This is a genomic window from Paraburkholderia sp. (assembly GCF_036488505.1).
In the GTDB taxonomy this organism is placed as follows: Bacteria; Pseudomonadota; Gammaproteobacteria; order Burkholderiales; family Burkholderiaceae; genus Paraburkholderia.
Window position 1 is genome coordinate 1 of sequence record NZ_DASXHN010000237.1, and the last position, 4,655, is coordinate 4,655.

A 4,655-nucleotide genomic window follows, 5' to 3' on the forward strand; every position below is an offset into this window, starting at 1 on the left:
AAGTGCGGCCGGTCCGGCTCGGTGGCGATCAGGTGCGGCCGGCGAGCCGTGCCGTCAGCGGCCGACGATGGCGTGTCGCGGGTCGTACTCATGATGCGCACCCCGGCACGCCGTACATCGCATGCAACGCGCAAGCGGACGTCAACATCCGTGCACCGTCGTGGCCGACGCCCGGCACGATATGCAACTGCTGATTCAGTCCCTGCGGATGACGCGCGCGCAGATAGTCGAAATACGCGTCGGCGCGCGCGACCCGTTGCGGGCCCTGCGCTTCGGCCGGGCAGCTCCGATCGAGGGCCTTCTGCGGATCGTCGTCGCTGCCGCCGACCAGATAGTCGACGCGGCGCGCGACATACGCGGCCTCGAGTTCGGCGGGCGTGCGCTGCGCGAGATACGCCGGGCGCTTCTGCATCCCGTATTTCCAGTCGTCGAAGCCGGGACAGGTGGCCGGCTCGAACGGCTTGCCGTCATCGGCCGGCCGCTGTGCATCGAAGTACGCATACGACGATGGGCTCGATACCAGGTAGCGCAGCGCGATCCCGGCGCGCGTGAGCGCACCGGGATCGTGCGCGGCGACCGCATAGCGCTGCACGACCTGAGCGCCACCGGAATGGCCGGCGAACACGACCTCGCGCAGATCGGGGAAGCGCTTGCGATCGGCAAGCCGTTCGACGATCGCATCGAGCGCCGCATACGAACTCAGCGGCACCGGTGCGACTGCGGGGTCGCCAGCCATCCAGCCGTTCGCGTCCCAACGCAGCACATCGGCAGGCTGCGAGCGGCCGCCAAAATCGAGCGTCGCCAGAAACTGCGGCGCGATCAGCAACGTGCCGTTCGCGTCCGCATCCGTCGCGTGCTGTTCACGCGCGGCGTCGCGGCCCTGCTCCGCACTCTGAAAATAGCGGTCCGCGTTGCGCAGCTTGCCGTGAATCACGATCACCGCGCGGACGATGCCCGGCAGCGGCTGATTCCAGTCGCGCGAGATATACAGCGGCAATTCGGCGACGCCCGCCGCTGTATCGATCCGCATCCGCGTATCGGAGATATGCGAGACCGGACGAAGATGCGGTTCGTACGCGTGCGTTCCGGCGACGTCCGTGGCGCTGGCCTGCGTACCGGAGACCAGTTCGAGGACAGCAAGCGCGGCGGCGCAGACGACGCGCGCCCACGCGCGTGCCGCGTCGCCATCGGCTCGCGTCCCGGCTTCACGACGATGCACGCCGCGGCGCGCACGCTGAAAAATCGAATCAAAACTCATGGGTACGGCTCCTCGGAGTCCCCAACCGCGCCATTCGCATCGCGCGGCCCGGCCCTGACATCAACGGATCAAACGACTAGAACTGGTGAAACATGCCGATCGTGACGCCGGTCTGGTTCGAGCCGAAGGCGGTGTCGGCGGTCGTCCCTACCGGCGTGAACGCGCCGTTCACACCACGGGTCGCCTGAGCGTACGCGAGCGTCGCATACAACGCGGTGCGCCCGGACAGCGCGTACTGCGTGCTCGGCACCCCCATCCACGTATTGGAATTGCCGGGTGTCTTGTCCTGTACGTAGTAGTAAGCGGCGGTCGCCTTGATACGGCTCGTCACCGGGTAGCGGACGCCGGCGAACCATAGCGCCTGAGACTCCGACGCCCCTTCGTCGGGTTGTACAGAAAGTGCTCGTAGCCCATCTTCAGCGTGCCCGCGCCGATATCCTGCCGCAACGTCAGGCTGAGGTTGCGCGACTTCGTCCAGGTGTTGCTGGAATTGATCGCGCCGTTGCGGTAGTCGTAGGCGAGCGCGGCGCCGAACGTTTTTCAAAGCGGTCTCCTTGGTGTTGTTGTCGTCGCGTGGCGGTTTCCAGCTGCGCTGAACGTCACGACGCGCGGGCCGACGAAACCCGAGCGCCATCGTAAGGAGGGTCGATGCAGATGTAAAATATCTATTCGATTGTGCTGCCATATTCGCAGCGTATGGATTTCGCCGCCCGGACGAGCGCGAGCGTCGCTCTGGCTCACCTTGTCGCCGTCGGAGCTGTCAATGGAACTGCGTCACCTTCGTTATTTCCTCGCAGTCGCCGAGGAAGGCCAATTCACCCGAGCCGCCGAGCGCCTCGCGATGCAGCAGCCGCCGCTGTCACAGCAGATTCGCCTGCTCGAGGACGAGATCGGCTTTGAACTGTTCGCCCGTCTGCCGCGCGGCGTCGAATTGACACCGGCCGGCCACGCGTTCGCGCAGAGCGCGCAACAGGTGCTGGACATGCTGCAGCAGGGCGTGGCCCACGCCCGGCGCATCTCGCGCGGCGAGCTTGGCGCGATCGCGATCGGTCTCACGAGTTCCGCGGGTTTCCATCCGGTTACGACAGACGCGATCCGCGCGTTCAACGCGGATCACCCGGGCATCGAAATTACGCTGTCCGAGTTGAATGCCGCCGAGTTGATCGAGCGGCTGTTGACGGGGCAGCTCCACGTCGCGTATTGACGGGGCAGCTCCACGTCGCGTATTTGCGCAAGCCGGTCGAAACGCCGTCCGGTGTCGCCTTCGAACAGTTGCTCGATGAGCCGATGGTGGCGGTGCTGCCGGTCGGCCACCGCTTGCTCGCCGCAGCCAACGAATCGCATCCGACCATACCGTTGAAGGCCCTCGCGCAGGAGGAATTCATCCTCGTGCGGCGTCCGGGCGCGCCCGGCATGTATGCGGATTTTCTGGCCGCTTGCCGTCGCGAGGGGTTCGAGCCGCACGTCGCGCGCGAGGTACCTCGCATGCTTACCGGCATTCACATGGTCGCGGCTGGACTGGGTGTGACCCTGGTGCCGGCGTCGATGCAGCGGTACGACCACAAAAGCGCAGTGTTCTGCACATTGACCAGCGATGCGGGCCTATCGGCACCGCTGTATCTGGCCTATCCGGCCGTCATGCGCGACCCGGCCGCTGCGCGTTTCGTCGAGTTCGTCAGGCAGCGCGGCTGGCCGGGCGGACCTGCGCAGGAGTAGACATCGCCAGTGGTGTCACGCTTGCGGCGGTTGCCCGTTCGAAGCACTGAGACCGCCGTCGACGGGCAAATTCACGCCGGTGACGAACCGCGCGTCGTCGCTGGCGAGAAACGCGATCACCGCTGCAATGTCGGCAGGCTCGGCTGCGCGGCCCAGAGGAATCCGCTCGCGAAACCTGGCCATCAGCTCGTCGTTGCCCAACATGTCTTGCGTCAGGTCGGTTGCCGTCAGGCTGGGACATACCGCATTGACTCGCACGCCGTCGCGGCCATGATCCAGCGCAAGCGCGCGGGTGAAATTGGTGACCGCGCCTTTGGCCGCGTTGTAGAAGCTCATGCCCCAATCGCCGCCCAATCCGGATACTGAAGACACGTTGACGATCGCGCCGCGCGCGTCGATCAGATGACGGATCGCCGCGCGGCTGCAGTAGAAAACGCCGTCGAGGTCGGTGGACATGATGGCGCGCCAATCGTCGAGTGAAGCTTCGTCAATGCGGCCCGTCGGTGCGACGCCTGCATTGTTGACGAGCACGTCGATGCGTCCAAAGCGCGCCACCGTGGCGCTTATCAGCTGCTCGGCGTCCTGGTAGCGGGAGACATCGCAGGGGTGAACGAGCGTTCTCGACGGCTCCAGGTCTCGCGCAACCCGTTCGAGCTTGTCCCGCGTGCGGCCGGCTAATACGACCGACGCGCCTTCTGCCGCGAAGCGACGGGCCGTACCTTCGCCGATACCGGAGCCGGCGCCAGTCACAATGACCACTTTCGAATGAAACCGTTGGCTAGTCGTTTGATCGTTCATGATGGGCAGCGGAGGATAGTGAAAGCCTCCACCGCGCAAGCCTCATTCCCGGGAACTTGAAAGCGAGATACTGCCGTGGTGCGTCGCCGCTGATCGGCCGGCGGCGATTGCATGCGTTTGGCTGCGTCCAGAACGAAGGATTCGCGATGAGCGAGAACCCGGCATGACCTGTCATAGCGGCGAGAGCCTGTGCCCTTGTCGGCGCTCAACCGCCCTTTTCGCTTAGTCCACGCAGCGGAACGAAGCAGCCTGATTGACATCGCCGCCTTCGTACCGGGGCCACTTGGTGTAATCGCATAGCGGCCGGGTGCGGCCCGGCACGCCAGCCGTATCGGTTGTCACTTGCGCGACGGGCGCCTTGCCTTTCTCGACCCATTGGGCGAGCGCCGACAGAGAATCCCAGGTGGCATTGAAGGTGCTACTGGCGGCATGGCCCATGCCGGGAATCTCATAGAACCGCACGAACGAATCGACGCGATCAACGCCGAACTGCGTTTGCAACCGTCGATAGTACAGCTCCGTCGCACGTGTGCTGACGAGTACATCGGATTGTCCGTGAACGAGCAGGAGCTTGCCGCCACGCCGCCTGAAAGCCGAAATATCGGTGCTTGCGTCTAGTTGCCGGCTCAGGTCGCTGATACGGTTGGCCCATACACCGGGCTGCTCCGGGTCGAGCGACAGCGAATCGAAGTTCGGGTCGCGCGTGACCGAATACTTGATCCACTGGTCGGTCAGAACGCTGACGTAGGGCGCCGTGAGCGGCATCGGATTCGCCGGCTGGGAAGTTCCGAATGCGAGGAACGTGACCACTGGCTCGACCGGCGAAGTGCGGGACGTGATGCCAAGGTCGGCGCCCCACACGTTGTACCCGGGATAGTAGGTC

General features: G+C 65.0%; 4 protein-coding genes and 1 pseudogene. 1 reads left to right on the forward strand and 4 read right to left on the reverse strand.

The window, feature by feature from the left end:
• Positions 1–88: 88 nt before the first annotated feature.
• Both VGH68_RS14615 and VGH68_RS14620 read right to left on the reverse strand, forming a co-directional pair.
• Positions 89–1,258 carry an alpha/beta hydrolase gene (locus VGH68_RS14615; RefSeq protein ID WP_331604355.1) on the reverse strand — a complete coding sequence of 390 codons (1,170 nt, stop codon included), beginning with the start codon at positions 1,256–1,258 and terminating at the stop codon, positions 89–91.
• A 76-nt stretch (positions 1,259–1,334) separates the two neighbouring features.
• The gene (locus tag VGH68_RS14620; protein ID WP_331604356.1) at positions 1,335–1,589 is read right to left on the reverse strand and encodes a hypothetical protein; all 255 of its coding nucleotides are present in this window, start codon (positions 1,587–1,589) and stop codon (positions 1,335–1,337) included.
• Between the two features lie 432 nt (positions 1,590–2,021).
• Between VGH68_RS14620 and VGH68_RS30110 the strand changes: the two are divergent.
• Positions 2,022–2,974, forward strand: a pseudogene (locus VGH68_RS30110) (LysR family transcriptional regulator).
• Positions 2,975–2,989: 15 nt separating this feature from the next.
• Here VGH68_RS30110 and VGH68_RS14635 read toward each other — a convergent pair.
• Together VGH68_RS14635 and VGH68_RS14640 are read right to left on the reverse strand one after the other, a co-directional pair.
• Positions 2,990–3,772: an SDR family NAD(P)-dependent oxidoreductase gene (locus VGH68_RS14635; protein ID WP_331604360.1), complete on the reverse strand. Its 783-nt coding sequence runs from the start codon at positions 3,770–3,772 to the stop codon at positions 2,990–2,992.
• Positions 3,773–3,994: 222 nt separating this feature from the next.
• Positions 3,995–4,655, reverse strand: a 661-nt coding sequence (locus tag VGH68_RS14640) for a tannase/feruloyl esterase family alpha/beta hydrolase (protein WP_331604361.1), incomplete at its 5' end; no start/stop codon positions are given.

Excerpts from the sequence above, each read along its gene's own strand:
- VGH68_RS14615 (WP_331604355.1), bottom strand. The coding sequence starts at position 1,258 with ATGAGTTTTGATTCGATTTTTCAGCGTGCGCGCCGCGGCGTGCATCGT.
- VGH68_RS14635 (WP_331604360.1), bottom strand. The coding sequence starts at position 3,772 with ATGAACGATCAAACGACTAGCCAACGGTTTCATTCGAAAGTGGTCATT.